At 70.0% G+C, this 14,668-nt stretch carries 12 protein-coding genes; 9 read left to right on the top strand and 3 right to left on the bottom strand.

Annotated elements, in window-relative coordinates; all coding sequences use genetic code 11:
* Window positions 1–592: ATP-binding protein (locus GWI24_RS27570; RefSeq protein ID WP_210948606.1), on the top strand; the 592-nt coding region annotated here is incomplete at its 5' end.
* A 128-nt stretch (window positions 593–720) separates the two neighbouring features.
* Here GWI24_RS27570 and GWI24_RS27565 read toward each other — a convergent pair.
* Window positions 721–2,985, bottom strand: coding sequence for a (Fe-S)-binding protein (locus GWI24_RS27565; protein ID WP_210948605.1), 2,265 nt, complete (start codon window positions 2,983–2,985; stop codon window positions 721–723).
* A gap of 293 nt (window positions 2,986–3,278) precedes the next feature.
* Here GWI24_RS27565 and dnaK point away from each other — a divergent pair, with 293 nt between their 5' ends.
* The 6 genes from dnaK to proP all read left to right on the top strand — a co-directional run bounded on the left by dnaK (window position 3,279) and on the right by proP (window position 9,691).
* Entirely contained in the window at window positions 3,279–5,147 is a 1,869-nt protein-coding gene (gene dnaK / locus GWI24_RS27560) for a molecular chaperone DnaK (RefSeq protein ID WP_210948604.1), read from the top strand.
* The gene (grpE, locus tag GWI24_RS27555) at window positions 5,144–5,800 is read left to right on the top strand and encodes a nucleotide exchange factor GrpE (protein WP_086883961.1); all 657 of its coding nucleotides are present in this window, start codon (window positions 5,144–5,146) and stop codon (window positions 5,798–5,800) included. Before dnaK ends, grpE begins: the two co-directional genes overlap by 4 nt.
* 45 nt (window positions 5,801–5,845) lie before the next feature.
* Window positions 5,846–7,030 carry a molecular chaperone DnaJ gene (dnaJ, locus tag GWI24_RS27550; RefSeq protein ID WP_210948603.1) on the top strand — a complete coding sequence of 395 codons (1,185 nt, stop codon included), beginning with the start codon at window positions 5,846–5,848 and terminating at the stop codon, window positions 7,028–7,030.
* Between the two features lies 1 nt (window position 7,031).
* Complete coding sequence (locus GWI24_RS27545; RefSeq protein WP_210948602.1) at window positions 7,032–7,505, top strand: heat shock protein transcriptional repressor HspR; 474 nt, start codon at window positions 7,032–7,034, stop codon at window positions 7,503–7,505.
* Between the two features lie 149 nt (window positions 7,506–7,654).
* On the top strand, window positions 7,655–8,026 hold the full coding sequence (locus tag GWI24_RS27540; protein ID WP_210948601.1) for a cupin domain-containing protein: 372 nt from the start codon (window positions 7,655–7,657) through the stop codon (window positions 8,024–8,026).
* 129 nt (window positions 8,027–8,155) lie between these two features.
* Entirely contained in the window at window positions 8,156–9,691 is a 1,536-nt protein-coding gene (gene proP, locus GWI24_RS27535; RefSeq protein WP_210948607.1) for a glycine betaine/L-proline transporter ProP, read from the top strand.
* A 7-nt stretch (window positions 9,692–9,698) separates the two neighbouring features.
* Here proP and GWI24_RS27530 read toward each other — a convergent pair whose 3' ends face one another.
* Window positions 9,699–10,103: a pyridoxamine 5'-phosphate oxidase family protein gene (locus GWI24_RS27530; protein ID WP_210948600.1), complete on the bottom strand. Its 405-nt coding sequence runs from the start codon at window positions 10,101–10,103 to the stop codon at window positions 9,699–9,701.
* A 117-nt stretch (window positions 10,104–10,220) separates the two neighbouring features.
* Here GWI24_RS27530 and clpB point away from each other — a divergent pair, with 117 nt between their 5' ends.
* Together clpB and GWI24_RS27520 are read left to right on the top strand one after the other, a co-directional pair.
* Complete coding sequence (gene clpB, locus GWI24_RS27525) at window positions 10,221–12,812, top strand: ATP-dependent chaperone ClpB (protein ID WP_210948599.1); 2,592 nt, start codon at window positions 10,221–10,223, stop codon at window positions 12,810–12,812.
* 144 nt (window positions 12,813–12,956) lie between these two features.
* The gene (locus GWI24_RS27520) at window positions 12,957–13,493 is read left to right on the top strand and encodes a YbjN domain-containing protein (RefSeq protein ID WP_020869726.1); all 537 of its coding nucleotides are present in this window, start codon (window positions 12,957–12,959) and stop codon (window positions 13,491–13,493) included.
* Window positions 13,494–13,636: 143 nt separating this feature from the next.
* Here the strand turns inward: GWI24_RS27520 and GWI24_RS27515 are convergent.
* A partial coding sequence (locus GWI24_RS27515; protein WP_210948598.1) for a hypothetical protein occupies window positions 13,637–14,668 on the bottom strand: 1,032 nt, incomplete at its 5' end.

Raw genomic sequence — 14,668 nt, 5'->3', positions numbered from 1 at the left:
GGTGCTCTACACCGACGGGCTGATCGAGAAGCGCGACCGGGACATCGAAACGGGTCTGGAGATGCTGCGCGGTGCCCTGGCCCACCCCGGCCGGACGCCCGAGGACGCCTGTACGGCGGTGCTGGACGCGCTGCTGCCCGATCGCCCGAGCGATGACATCGCGCTCATCGTGGCCCGTACGAGGGTGCTGGAGCCCGGTCTGACCGCCGGCTGGGAGGTGCCGTCCGATCCGGCGCAGGTGGCCGAGGTGCGTGCCGCGGTGGCCCGGAAGCTCGCGGAGTGGGATCTGGGCGATGTCGCGTTCACGACCGAGCTCATCCTCAGCGAGCTGATCACCAACGCGATCCGCTACGCGACCGGCCCGATCCGGGTGCGGCTGCTCTGCGACCGCAGCCTGATCTGCGAGGTCTTCGACACCAGCAGCACCTCCCCGCATCTGCGGTACGCGGGGACGACGGACGAGGGCGGCCGGGGGCTCTTCCTGGTCTCGCAGTTCGCCGACCGCTGGGGCACCCGCTACACCGCGGACGGCAAGGTCATCTGGACCGAGCAGGCGCTGCCGCTGTCGAAGAACGGCAAGCCGCGGGCGTAAGGCCATCATGAGAGCCGTAAGGGCGCCACGGCCTCCGTAAGGGCGCCTCAAGCGCCCGCCAGCAAGCGTGAAGCCCGCCCACGGACCCCGTGGGCGGGCTTCAGCGCATCGACGAGACGTCTACGGCGCTACTTGGCCGGGGCCGGCTCCGGCTCCTCGGCGTTCTTGCCGCCGTCCTCCGGCGCGGCCGGGGTCTTCACCGAGTCCAGGAGCAGCTGCGCCACATCCACGACCTGGAGCTCTTCCTTCGCGCTCCCGTCATTCTTCTTGCCGTTGACGGAGTCGGTCAGCATCACCAGGCAGAACGGGCAGGCGGTGGAGACGATGTCCGGGTTGAGGGACAGCGCCTCGTCCACGCGCTCGTTGTTGACGCGCTTGCCGATCCGCTCCTCCATCCACATCCGGGCGCCGCCCGCGCCACAGCAGAAGCCGCGCTCCTTGTGGCGGTGCATCTCCTCGTTCCGCAGTCCCGGCACCTTGGCGATGATCTCGCGCGGCGGGGTGTAGACCTTGTTGTGGCGGCCCAGGTAGCAGGGATCGTGGTAGGTGATCAGACCCTCGACCGGGGTGACCGGGATCAGCTTGCCCTCGTCGATGAGGTGCTGCAGCAGCTGGGTGTGGTGGATGACCTCGAAGTCGCCGCCCAGCTGCGGGTATTCGTTGGCGATCGTGTTGAAGCAGTGCGGGCAGGTCGCGACGATCTTCTTCTTGGACTTCTCGACCACGACGCCCTCGTCAGCGTCCTCGCCGAAGGCCATGTTCAGCATCTCGACGTTCTGCTGGCCGAGCTGCTGGAAGAGGAACTCATTGCCCAGGCGGCGGGCGGAGTCACCGGTGCACGCCTCGTCGCCGCCCATGATCGCGAACTTGACGCCCGCGATGTGCAGCAGCTCCGCGAAGGCCTTGGTGGTCTTCTTGGCCCGGTCCTCCAGGGCGCCCGCGCAGCCGACCCAGTACAGGTAGTCGACCTCGGTGAGGTCCTCGATGTCCTTGCCGACGACCGGCACCTCGAAGTCGACTTCCTTGGTCCATGCCAGCCGCTGCTTCTTGGCCAGCCCCCAGGGGTTGCCCTTCTTCTCCAGGTTCTTGAGCATCGTGCCCGCCTCGGACGGGAACGAGGACTCGATCATCACCTGGTAGCGGCGCATGTCCACGATGTGGTCAACGTGCTCGATGTCCACCGGGCACTGCTCGACGCACGCGCCGCAGGTGGTGCAGGACCACAGCACATCGGGGTCGATGACGCCGTTCTCCTCGAGCGTGCCGATCAGCGGCCGCTCGGCCTCCGCCAGCGCCGCCGCGGGCACCCCGGCGAGCTGCTCCTCGCTCGCCTTCTCCTCGCCCTCCGCCGTCTTGCCGCCACCGGCGAGCAGATACGGGGCCTTGGCGTGCGAGTGGTCGCGCAGCGACATGATCAGCAGCTTGGGCGAGAGCGGCTTGCCGGTGTTCCAGGCGGGGCACTGCGACTGGCAGCGGCCGCATTCGGTGCAGGTGGAGAAGTCGAGGATGCCCTTCCAGGAGAAGTGCTCGATCTGCGAGACGCCGAACTGGTCGTCCTCGCCCGGGTCCTCGAAGTCGATCGGCTTGCCCTCGCTCACCATCGGCTGCAGCGCGCCGAGCGCCACCTCGCCGTCCGCGTTGCGCTTGAACCAGATGTTGGGGAAGGCGAGGAAGCGGTGCCAGGCGATGCTCATGTCGAGGTTGGTGCTGACCGTGATCATCCAGATCATGGTCGTGCCCAGCTTGATCATCGCGAAGAAGTAGGTCAGGTTCTGCACCGTGTCCACGCTGAGCCCGTCGAAGAGCTGGACCAGCGGATACGAGGCGAAGTACGCGGGCTCGTAGTGGTCGACGTGGTGCAGGGCGCCCTCGGTGCCGCGCAGCGCCATGATCGCGAGGCCGATGATGAGGATGACGTACTCGACGAAGTACGCCTGCCAGGCGGTGGAGCCCGTGAACCGGGACTTGCGGCCCGCCCGGCTGGGCAGGTTCAGCAGCCGGATCGCCATCAGCGTCAGGATGCCCAGCGTGGTCATCGTGCCGATGAACTCGATGTACAGCTCGTAGGGGAGGAAGCCGCCGAGGATCGGCAGCGTCCAGTCCGCCTGGAAGAGCTGGCCGTAGGCGTTGATGATGGTCGGTGGCAGGGTCAGGAAGCCGATCGCCACGAACCAGTGGGCGACGCCGATGACGCCCCACTTGTTCATGCGCGTGTGCGCGAGGAACTCGCGGACCAGGGTCACGCTGCGCTGCCAGGGATTGTCGGTCCTGGCCCCCGCCGGGACCGGGGCGCCGAGCTTGAAGAAGCGCACGAACTGTGCGACGGCCCGGCCGAGCAGGGCAACGCCGACCGCGGTGAGGACCAGCGACACGATGATCGCGGCGAGTTGCATAAGGGGCTCCTCGAACCTGCGAGAGCTGGATTACTAAGCAGTAACTTAATGTGGCTTGACCGAGATTACCCGCCCGGACGGGAACCCATGTAGTCGACGAGCCGGTGATCTGTGTCGCTCACTTGGCTCCTCCTCTCCCTCATTTGGCCTCTCCGCACCCTCTTCCGCGCCCGCTTGGGCATAAGCCTCATATAAAACTTGAGCCCTGTCGACTCAGGTCTGTTGACAGCGGCAGAGCGGGTGATGCACGCTTGAGCCTGTTCCACTCAATGCTGTAGCTGGAGGATCCCGAAATGGCACGTGCGGTCGGCATCGACCTGGGTACGACGAACTCCGTCGTCAGTGTTCTCGAAGGCGGTGAGCCCACCGTCATCACCAACGCCGAGGGCGCCAGGACCACGCCGTCCGTTGTGGCGTTCGCGAAGAACGGCGAGGTGCTGGTCGGCGAGGTCGCCAAGCGCCAGGCGGTGACCAACGTGGACCGCACCGTCCGCTCGGTCAAGCGCCACATGGGCACCGACTGGAAGATCAACCTCGACGGCAAGGACTTCAACCCGCAGCAGATGAGCGCCTTCATCCTGCAGAAGCTCAAGCGGGATGCGGAGTCGTACCTCGGCGAGAAGGTCACGGACGCGGTCATCACCGTCCCGGCGTACTTCAACGACGCCGAGCGCCAGGCGACCAAGGAAGCCGGTGAGATCGCGGGCCTCAACGTCCTGCGTATCGTCAACGAGCCTACTGCCGCCGCGCTCGCCTACGGGCTGGAGAAGGACGACCAGACCATTCTGGTCTTCGACCTCGGTGGCGGCACCTTCGACGTCTCGCTGCTGGAGATCGGCGACGGCGTGGTGGAGGTCAAGGCCACCAACGGTGACAACCACCTCGGTGGTGACGACTGGGACCAGCGGGTCGTCGACTACCTGGTCAAGCAGTTCAACAACGGCCACGGCGTCGACCTGTCCAAGGACAAGATGGCCCTGCAGCGCCTCCGCGAGGCCGCTGAGAAGGCGAAGATCGAGCTCTCCAGCTCGTCCGAGACCACCATCAACCTGCCCTACATCACGGCGTCCGCCGAGGGCCCGCTGCACCTGGACGAGAAGCTCACCCGCGCCCAGTTCCAGCAGCTCACCTCCGACCTGCTGGAGCGCTGCAAGACCCCGTTCCACAACGTCATCAAGGACGCGGGCATCTCGCTGTCCGAGATCGACCACGTGGTCCTGGTCGGTGGCTCGACCCGTATGCCCGCCGTCGCCGAGCTCGTCAAGGAGCTGACCGGCGGCAAGGAGGCCAACAAGGGCGTCAACCCGGACGAGGTCGTCGCCATCGGCGCCTCCCTCCAGGCCGGTGTCCTCAAGGGCGAGGTCAAGGACGTCCTGCTGCTGGACGTCACCCCGCTGTCCCTCGGCATCGAGACCAAGGGCGGCATCATGACCAAGCTGATCGAGCGCAACACGACCATTCCGACCAAGCGCTCGGAGATCTTCACCACGGCCGAGGACAACCAGCCGTCCGTGCAGATCCAGGTCTACCAGGGCGAGCGCGAGATCGCGGCGTACAACAAGAAGCTCGGGATGTTCGAGCTGACCGGCCTGCCCCCGGCCCCGCGCGGCGTGCCGCAGATCGAGGTCACCTTCGACATCGACGCCAACGGCATCATGCACGTCGGCGCGAAGGACCTCGGCACCGGCAAGGAGCAGAAGATGACCGTCACCGGCGGCTCCGCGCTGCCGAAGGACGACATCGACCGCATGATGCGCGAGGCCGAGCAGTACGCGGAGGAGGACCACAAGCGCCGCGAGGCCGCCGAGACCCGCAACCAGGCCGAGCAGCTGGTCTACCAGACGGACAAGTTCCTCAAGGACAACGAGGACAAGGTCCCGGGCGAGGTCAAGACCGAGGTCGAGGAGGCCCTCACCGAGCTGAAGGAGAAGCTCGAGGGCGAGGACACCGCCGAGATCCGCACCGCGACCGAGAAGGTCGCCGCGGTCAGCCAGAAGCTGGGCCAGGCCATGTACGCCAACACTGAGGCGGGCGCGGCCGACGCCGGTGCCGCCGGCGCGGCGGGTGCCGAGGGCGGCCAGGCCAAGGCCGATGACGATGTGGTGGACGCCGAGATCGTCGACGACGACAAGGCCGACAAGGGGCAGGGTGGTGCCGCGTGACGGAGGAGACCCCGGGCTTCGAGGAGCAGCCCGATGTCCCCTCCGAGGCCGCGAAGACCCCTGACGACGCGGCGAAGGGCGCCGGGTCCGCCGACAAGGCGGGCCCGGCGGCCCCGGCCGGGGACCTCGAGCAGGTAGCCCTTCAGGCGCAGCTGGACCAGGTTCGTACCGCGCTCAACGAGCGGACGGCCGACCTCCAGCGGCTCCAGGCGGAGTACCAGAACTATCGGCGCCGGGTCGAGCGGGACCGGGTGACGGTCAAGGAGATCGCCGTGGCGAGCCTCCTGTCCGAGCTGCTGCCCGTGCTCGACGACATCGGCCGTGCCCGTGACCACGGCGAGCTCGTCGGCGGCTTCAAGTCGGTGGGCGACTCCGTGGAGGCGGTGGTGGCCAAGCTGGGCCTCCAGCAGTTCGGCAAGGAGGGCGAGCCCTTCGACCCGCTGATCCACGAGGCCCTGATGCACTCGTACGCGCCGGATGTCACCGAGACCACGTGCGTGCAGATTCTGCAGCCGGGGTATCGAATCGGCGAGCGCACGATCCGCCCGGCGCGGGTCGCCGTCGCCGAGCCCCAGCCGGGAGCCGCCGCCGGCAAGGGCGAAGGCGAGACCGCGGCGCCGGACGAGGAGAGCGGTGGCCCGGAAGAGGGCTGACGTGACGGTGACCGCGAGAGCAGCAGGAGAGGAGGGACGTCGGGGATGAGCACCAAGGACTTCGTGGAGAAGGACTACTACAAAGTTCTCGGCGTCCCCAAGGACGCCACCGAGGCGGAGATCAAGAAGGCGTACCGGAAGCTCGCCCGCGAGTACCACCCGGACGCCAACAAGGGCGACGTCAAGGCGGAGGACCGGTTCAAGGAGATCTCCGAGGCCAATGACATCCTCGGGGACCCCAAGCGGCGCAAGGAGTACGACGAGGCCCGCGCGCTGTTCGGCAACGGGGGCTTCCGCCCCGGGCCGGGCGGACCGGGTGGCACCGGCAGCTTCAACTTCGACCTGGGCGACCTCTTCGGCGGCGGCGCGCAGGGCGGCGGCGGTGGCGGCGCCGGCGGCTTCGGCGGCGGGCTCGGGGATGTCTTCGGCGGGCTGTTCGGCCGTGGCGGCGCCACCCGCGCCCAGCCGCGCCGGGGCCAGGACATCGAGTCCGAGGTGACGCTCAGCTTCACCGAGGCCGTCGAGGGGGCCACGGTCCCGCTGCGGATGTCCAGCCAGGCCCCGTGCAAGGCGTGCTCGGGCACCGGCGACCGGGACGGCACCCCGCGCGTCTGCCCGACCTGTGTCGGCACCGGCCAGGTCAGCCGGGGCGGTGGGGGCGGCTTCTCGCTCACCGACCCGTGTGTGGAGTGCCGCGGCCGCGGGCTGATCGCGCAGAACCCGTGCGAGACCTGCAAGGGCAGCGGACGGGCCCGTTCCGCCCGCACCATGCAGGTCCGGATCCCCGCGGGGGTCAGCGACGGCCAGCGGATCCGGCTGCGCGGCAAGGGTGCCCCGGGCGAGACCGGCGGCCCGGCCGGCGATCTGTACGTGATCGTGCATGTGGACCCGCATCCGGTTTTCGGCCGCAAGGACGACAACCTGACCGTCACCGTGCCCGTCACCCTTCCCGAGGCGGCGCTCGGCGGCGAGATCAAGGTCCCGACCCTGGGTGGCCCGCCGGTCACCCTGAAGCTGCCGCCCGGCACGCCCAACGGGCGGACCATGCGCGCCCGGGGCAAGGGCGCGGTGCGCAAGGACGGCACCCGCGGGGACCTGCTGGTCACCGTCGAGGTCACGGTGCCGAAGGACCTGAGCGACTCGGCGCGTGACGCGCTGGAGTCGTATCGCGAGGCGACCGTGGGAGAGGACCCACGGGCGGAGCTGTTCAAGGCCGCGAAGGGAGCTTGAGATGGACGGCCGAGGAGGAATCGGAGGCAGGGCCGCTGGCCGACCCCGCAACCCCTATGAGCTGACCGAGGATTCGCCGGTCTACGTCATCTCGGTGGCCGCCCAGCTCTCCGGGCTGCACCCGCAGACCCTGCGTCAGTACGACCGCCTCGGCCTGGTCTCCCCCGACCGTACCGCCGGCCGCGGCCGGCGGTACTCCGCGCGCGACATCCAGCTGCTCCGCCAGGTCCAGCAGCTCTCCCAGGACGAGGGCATCAACCTCGCCGGGATCAAGCGCATCATCGAACTGGAGAACCAGGTCGCGGCCCTCCAGTCCCGGGTCGCCGAGCTCCAGGCCGCGGTCGAGGGCGCCGCGACGGCCATGCAGCAGCGCGAGGCCCAGGTCCACGCCTCCTACCGCCGCGACCTGGTCCGCTACCAGGACATCCAGCAGAGCAGCGCCCTGGTGGTCTGGCGCCCCAAGCGCCCGGAGTAGCGCCCGGCGCGCGGCTTGTGCGCGGCTTGATCGCGGGCCCGGTGGCCGTCCTCACGACCACCGGGCCTTTCGCATGCCCGGGGCCCCGGGCCGGGCGCGCCGATGGGGCGGCCCGGGCGCACCATGGAGATATGGGAGGAGGTATCCCAATGGTGGAGGTCAAGACGATCGAGAAGCCGGACGAACGGCGTGACTTTCCCGGAGGCCATATCGAGGCCCTCCATCTGACCGGGCTGGATTTCGCCGTGGGCACCTTCGAGCCCGGATGGCGCTGGCGGGAGTCGGTGCGGCCGATCGTGGGGACCGATCTGTGCGAGGTGCACCACAGGGGGGTCGTGGTCCAGGGCCGGATGCGGCTGCGTACGGCCGATGGCGCGGAGGCCGAGGTGGGGCCCGGGGACGTGTATGTGGTGCCGCCCGGCCATGACGCCTGGGTGATCGGCGATGAGCAGGTCGTGGTGTACGACGTCGGCGGGCAGATGGCGGAGACCTACGCGAAGTCCAGCGATGCCGGGGCCTGAGCCCGGGGGCGGGAGCGGCGTCGGGTAGCGGTTCAGCCGGCGGCAGGGGACGAGATGACTACCGGTCCTAGACCACCGCGCGGCCCCCGCCGCGGAGGATGGCCGCACGGCGGTGCCCGTACCGACCAGCTGATCCGCACGCTGCTGCGCCGCCGCAAGGAGTCGCTGGCGATCGAGGACGTCACCGTCGTCGACAAGCCGGGAATGCGCCGCGCCGTCGCGGCGACGGCCATCGGCAACACCATGGAGTGGTTCGACTTCGGTGTCTACGCGTATGTCGCCGTCACCCTCGGCCATGTCTTCTTCCCCGCCGACGACCCCGCCACCCAGGTGGTCTCCACGTTCGCCACCTTCGCCGTGGCGTTCCTGGTGCGGCCCTTGGGTGGGCTGGTGTTCGGGCCGCTGGGCGACCGGATCGGGCGGCGCCGGGTGCTGTCCACCACCATGATCATGATGGCGGCGGGCACCTTCGCGGTGGGCCTGCTGCCCGGCTACGACGCGATCGGCTTCGCCGCCCCGCTGCTGCTCCTGGCCTGCCGGGTGGTGCAGGGCTTCTCGACCGGCGGTGAGTACGCGGGGGCGACCACGTACATCGCCGAGTTCGCGCCCGATCAGCGCCGTGGCTTCCTCGGCAGCTGGCTCGACTTCGGCACCTTCATCGGCTATTCGCTGGGCTCCGGCCTGGTCACCGTGCTCACCGCCGCCATCGGTGAGACCGGGATGGTGGACTGGGGCTGGCGGGTGCCGTTCCTGGTGGCGGGGCCGCTGGGGCTGATCGGTCTGTATATGCGGCTGCGTCTTGAGGAGACCCCGGCGTTCCAGCAGGAGGCCGAGCGGGCGGCCGAGGCGGCGGAGGCGGCGGCGGCCCATGGCGAGCCCCGGCCGGTGGAGGAGGCGCGCCAGTCCGGGCGGGGGCGGCTGAAGGAGATCTTCACCCGGCACTGGCAGGCCGTGCTGATCTGCATGGGTCTGGTGCTGCTGTACAACGTCACCAACTACATGGTGACGTCGTACCTGCCGACGTACATGGGCTCCACGCTCGGCCAGAACGCCACCACCGCCCAGGTGCTGGTGCTGGGCACCATGCTGTTCGTGGTGCTGGCGATCACGGTGGTCGGGCGCACGTCCGACCGCTGGGGGCGGCGGCCGCTGTTCCTGTTCGGCAGCGTGGGCATGATCGTGCTGGCCATTCCGGCGGTGTTGCTGATCCGGGAGGGCGGCGTCCTGCTGCCCGCGATCGGCTGTCTGATCCTGGGCGCGATGCTGGTCACCTTCGCGGGGACGAGCGCCGCGACGCTCCCGGCGCTGTTCCCGACCCGACTGCGTTACGGCGCGCTGTCGATCTCGTACAACCTCTCCGTGTCGCTGTTCGGCGGGACCACACCGCTGCTGGCCTCGTGGCTGGTGGCCACCACGCACAACACGCTGGTGCCCGCCTTCTACCTGATGGTGGCGGGCGTGATCGGGCTGATCTCCACGGTGTTCCTGCACGAGACGGCGGGGAAGCCGCTGCGCGGTTCGGGGCCCATGGTGGAGACCGAGGAGGAGGCGCGTACGGCGGTGGCGGAGAGCCGCACGGAGGCCGGGCGGCGCGCCCGCGACGTGTGGATCCGGCTGCGCCACCCCTGGGCGGGGGCGGGTCACAGAGAGGAGGAAGAGGAGTGACCCGGCCTCAGGCCCTGCCCATTGCCCTGTCGAGGGCGATCTCGATGACGACGCGGTCCGGGTTGGGGCGGGGGGTCCGTTGGTAGCGCTCGGCGTAGCGGCGTTCGGCGTCCGCGATCAGCTCGGGGTCCTCCCGTACCACCGCGAGCCCCTCCAGCGTGGCCCACCGCCTGCCCGCCATTTGGCAGACCGCGACCCGCGCACCGCCCTCGCCCGCCGCCCTGACATGGGCGACCTTACGGCTGTGACGGCTCGCGATGACGCGGGCGAGCCCGGCCTCGGGGTCGTAGGTGACGCCGACCGGGACCACATGCGGGGTGCCGTCCGGGCGTGGGGTGGTCAGGGTGCACACATGGCGTTCGCGCCAGAAAGCGAGGTACTCGGGATCGGGGTCGCGGGGATCGACGGACATGGTCCAGAACCTAAGGCAGAGGAGTGGCGTTCGCGAGGTTGAGTGGAATAGACTCAACTTTACGGAGGTTGGGTAGGGCAGGGATGGGAAGATCGGAGCGAGGAGGAGCACAGGGACGTGGATGCCGAGCTGACCAACAAGAGCCGGGCGGCGCTGAGTGCCGCCAATGACCGGGCGGTGTCCTCCGGGCATGCGGACATGACGCCCGCGCATCTTCTGCTCGCCCTGCTGCAGGGCCAGGACAACGAGAATGTGATGGATCTGCTGGCCGCCGTCGAGGCCGACGCGGCCCTGGTGCGCGACGGCGCCGAGCGGCTGCTCGCCGCCCTGCCCAGCGTCCAGGGCTCCACCGTGGCCCCGCCGCAGGCCAGCCGCGACCTGCTGGCCGTCATCGCGGACGCCACCCAGCGGGCCAGGGAACTCGGGGACGACTACGTCTCCACCGAGCACCTCCTCATCGGCATCGCGGCCAAGGGCGGCCAGGCCGGGGAGCTGCTCGACCAGCAGGGGGCGGGCGCCAAGAAGCTGCTCGCCGCGTTCGAGAAGGTCAGGGGTGGACAGCGGGTGACGACGCCCGATCCGGAGGGCACGTACAAGGCCCTGGAGAAGTTCGGCACGGACTTCACCGCCGCCGCGCGCGAGGGCAAGCTGGACCCGGTCATCGGCCGGGACCAGGAGATCCGCCGGGTGGTGCAGGTGCTCTCCCGGCGCACCAAGAACAACCCGGTGCTGATCGGCGATCCGGGCGTCGGCAAGACGGCCGTCGTCGAGGGGCTCGCCCAGCGGATCGTCAAGGGCGATGTGCCCGAGAGCCTGCGCGACAAGCGCCTGGTCGCCCTCGACCTCGGCGCGATGGTCGCGGGCGCGAAGTACCGCGGTGAGTTCGAGGAGCGGCTGAAGACCGTCCTGGCCGAGATCAAGTCCAGCGACGGCCAGATCATCACCTTCATCGACGAGCTCCACACCGTGGTCGGCGCGGGCGCCGGCGGCGACTCCGCGATGGACGCGGGCAATATGCTCAAGCCGATGCTGGCCCGCGGTGAGCTGCGCATGGTCGGCGCCACCACCCTCGACGAGTACCGCGAGCGGATCGAGAAGGACGCCGCGCTCGAGCGCCGCTTCCAGCAGGTGCTGGTGGCCGAGCCGACCGTCGAGGACACCGTCGCCATCCTGCGCGGGCTCAAGGGCCGCTACGAGGCCCACCACAAGGTGCAGATCGCCGACGGCGCGCTGGTGGCCGCGGCCGCCCTCTCCGACCGGTACATCACCTCCCGCTTCCTGCCCGACAAGGCCATCGACCTGGTGGACGAGGCGGCCTCCCGGCTCCGGATGGAGATCGACTCCTCGCCCGTGGAGATCGACGAGCTCCAGCGGTCGGTGGACCGGATGCGGATGGAGGAGATGGCCCTCGCCCGGGAGACCGACGAGGCCAGCAAGCAGCGGCTGGAGAAGCTGCGCCGCGACCTCGCCGACAAGGAGGAGGAGCTGCGCGGCCTCACCGCCCGCTGGGAGAAGGAGAAGCAGGGCCTCAACCGCGTCGGTGAGCTCAAGGAGAAGCTGGACGAGCTGCGTGGCCAGGCCGAGCGCGCCCAGCGCGACGGCGACTTCGACACCGCCTCCAAGCTGCTGTACGGGGAGATCCCGGCCGTCGAGCGGGAGCTGGCCGAGGCGTCGGAGGCCGAGGCCGAGGTCCAGGGGGACCGCCCGACGATGGTCAAGGAGGAGGTCGGCCCGGACGACGTGGCCGATGTGGTCGCCTCCTGGACCGGCATCCCCGCGGGCCGGCTGCTGGAGGGCGAGACGAGGAAGCTGCTGCGCATGGAGGACGAGCTGGGCAAGCGGCTGATCGGCCAGACCGAGGCCGTACGGGCCGTCTCGGACGCCGTGCGCAGGACCCGGGCGGGCATCGCCGACCCGGACCGGCCCACCGGCTCGTTCCTCTTCCTCGGCCCCACCGGCGTCGGCAAGACCGAGCTGGCCAAGGCGCTCGCCGACTTCCTCTTCGACGACGAGCGGGCCATGGTCCGCATCGATATGAGCGAGTACGGCGAGAAGCACAGCGTGGCCCGGCTGGTCGGCGCCCCGCCCGGCTATGTCGGCTACGAGGAGGGCGGCCAGCTCACCGAGGCGGTGCGCCGCCGCCCGTACAGCGTGGTGCTGCTGGACGAGGTGGAGAAGGCCCACCCCGAGGTCTTCGACATCCTGCTGCAGGTGCTCGACGACGGGCGGCTCACCGACGGCCAGGGCCGGACGGTGGACTTCCGCAACACCATCCTGGTGCTCACCTCCAACCTGGGCAGCCAGTACCTGATGGATCCGCTGCTCGGCGAGGAGGAGAAGAAGCAGAGCGTCCTCGAGACCGTGCGGACCTCCTTCAAGCCCGAGTTCCTCAACCGCCTGGACGACCTCGTGGTCTTCTCCGCGCTCAGCGGCCCGGAGCTGGCCCGCATCGCCGAGCTCCAGATCGCCCGGCTGGCCCGCCGCCTCGCCGACCGCAGGCTCACCCTCGACGTCACCCCGGCCGCGCTGGAGTGGCTCGCCGAGGAGGGCAACGACCCGGCGTACGGGGCGCGCCCGCTGCGCCGGCTGATCCAGACCGCGATCGGCGACCGGCTGGCCAAGGAGATCCTCGCCGGGGAGGTCCGGGACGGCGACAAGGTCCGGGTGGACCGGGTCGGCGACGGCCTGCTGGTGGGCCCCGCGCAATAGGGGCCCGGGGCCGCTCGGCACCCCCGGTCCCGCCGGTCCTCCCGGCCGCCGTTTCGGCCGGATCGGGCAATGTACGGCCGGGGTTGCACGGCGGGGGCGGGTGTGAGGGAGGATGGCGGTATTCCATACGAAGGGAAATCCACGGTGAGCATCGACCCGTCCTCGATTCCGAATTTCGGGGGTCAGCCCGAGCCCGAACCGACGGGTCCGAGCGGCCCCGTGCTGCCCGACCAGGACCTGGTCAAGCAGCTGCTGGAGCAGATGGAGCTGAAGTACGTCGTCGACGAGGAGGGGGACCTCGCCGCGCCGTGGGAGCAGTTCCGTACCTACTTCATGTTCCGCGGGGAGGAGGAGCAGCAGGTCTTCTCCGTCCGCACGTTCTACGACCGGCCGCACGGCATCGATGAGAAGCCGCGGCTGCTCGAGGCGATCGACGACTGGAACCGCCGCACGCTGTGGCCGAAGGTCTACAGCCACACCAATGACGACGGCACGGTCCGGTTGATCGGTGAGGCGCAGATGCTGATCGGCACCGGCGTCAGCCTGGAGCACTTCGTGTCCAGCACGGTCAGCTGGGTGCGGGCTTCGATCGAGTTCGACCGCTGGCTGGTCGAACAGCTCGGTCTGGAGGCCGACATCGAGTCCGACGGCGACGACAAGCCGGGCGACGACGAGGCCTGAGCGGCCGAACCGCATCCGGCCGGAAGGGCTGTATACCGGCCGGAAGGCTGTATAGCGCTCGGATGGGCCGTATAGCGGCCGGATGGGCCGTATAGCGCTCGGAGGCGCCGTATCCCGGTCGGCGAGGCCGTCGGCCGTATCGGTCAGACCGGGCTGGTGGCCATGGTCAGCAGATACGTCCCGTAGAGACAGGAGAGCCCGGCCAGCGCGCCGCCCACCAGGACGGCGGTACGCGGCCGGGCTCTTGCCATCGCCAGCGCCGCCGGGAGCAGCAGCGGGAAGGCGGGCAGCAGGAAGCGCGGCTTGGACGCGAAGTAGTTGGCACTGGCGAGCGCGATGAACACCAGGGCCAGGGTGTAGACGACCAGCGGCAGCGGTGGCGGCCGCAGCGCGAGCCCGACCAGGGAGATCAGCGAGGCGCCGATGACGATCAGCGCCATGTAGTGCGACAGATAGCCGCTCCCCATGATCAGGGAGCGGGCGGAGCGGAAGCCGCTCGCACCGAGATCGAGATATGTGCCCCAGTCGTCCTGGACGTCCAGATAGCCGCGCCAGGTGCCGCGCCGTACCCCCACCCACGCGGCGTAGCCGAGCCAGCCGAGCGGTGACAGCGCGGCCCCCGCCCACACCCGCCAGGACGTCCGCCCGCGGTGCCGCCAGATCTCGGCGGCCGCGCAGACGCACACCGCCGCCGCCACCGCGAGCCCGTTGGGCCGGGTGGCCCCCGCGCACAGCGCCAGCGCCCCGGCCCAGAGCCGGCGCCGGGTCAGCAGCGCGTACAGCGACCAGGCCGCCAGCGCCGTCAGCAGCGACTCCGTGTACCCCATGGACTCGACGACCGCATGCGGCAGCAGCCCCCACAGCGCGACCAGCGTCAAGGCCACCCGCCGCCCGTACAGTCGCTCCCCGACCGCGTGGATCCCCCAGGCCGCCAGCCCGGCCGCGACCCAGGCGATCAGCAGCCCGGCCGTCACCGCGCTGATGGGGACGATGCCGGTGACGGCCCGGATCAGCGCCGGGTAGAGCGGGAAGAACGCGAGGTCGCTGAAGCTCAGGCCGGGGTGGGCGGCGGAGGGGCGGCTGGTGCCGTAGCCGTGCTGGGCGATGCCCACGTACCAGAGGCTGTCCCAGTAGTGCCCGAGCTGCGTCCGCGGATGCTTCCCGGCCTGCCGGGC

Source organism: Streptomyces sp. MK37H, assembly GCF_018035285.1.
In the GTDB taxonomy this organism is placed as follows: domain Bacteria; phylum Actinomycetota; class Actinomycetes; order Streptomycetales; family Streptomycetaceae; genus Streptomyces; species Streptomyces endocoffeicus.
This window is presented reverse-complemented; position numbering and strand designations above follow the sequence as displayed.